Raw genomic sequence first — 627 nt, forward strand, 5'->3', positions numbered from 1 at the left:
CCCGCCAACCTCCTGCAAATCCACCCCGACCACCCCAACCACTGGGACGCCTGGGACATCGACGGCTTCTACCGCCACAACACCCACGACCTCACCGAACTCGACACCCTCGACGTCCACGACCACACCGTCGTCATCCACCGCAGCCACGGGACCTCCACCATCACCCAAACCCTCGCCATCCCGGCAGGGGAGAAGCGCATCGACATCACCACCGACATCGACTGGCACGAATCCGAAAAACTCCTCAAAGCCACCTTCCCCCTCGACGTCCACGCCGACCGCTCAGCATCCGAAACCCAATTCGGCCACGTCATGCGCCCCACCCACACCAACACCTCCTGGGACGCCGCCCGCTTCGAGATCTGCGCCCACCGCTACATCCACGTCGCCGAACCCGGCTACGGACACACCCTCGTCAACGACTCCACCTACGGACACGACGTCACCCGACACACCCGAGACGACGGCGCCACCACCACAACCGTCCGCCTCTCCCTGCTGCGCGCACCCCGATTCCCCGACCCCGACACCGACCACGGCCACCACACCCTCCGATACGCCCTGTGCGTCGGCGCCGACATCACCGAATCCGCCCGCCAGGGCTACCGCATCAACCTCCCCACC

General features: G+C 66.3%; 1 protein-coding gene. It reads left to right on the forward strand.

What is annotated here, in order from left to right:
* Nucleotides 1-627: glycoside hydrolase family 38 C-terminal domain-containing protein (locus tag E1161_RS26920; protein WP_328591318.1), on the forward strand; the 627-nt coding region annotated here is incomplete at both ends.

It is taken from the genome of Saccharopolyspora aridisoli (assembly GCF_004348445.1).
Taxonomy (GTDB): Bacteria; Actinomycetota; Actinomycetes; order Mycobacteriales; family Pseudonocardiaceae; genus Saccharopolyspora; species Saccharopolyspora aridisoli.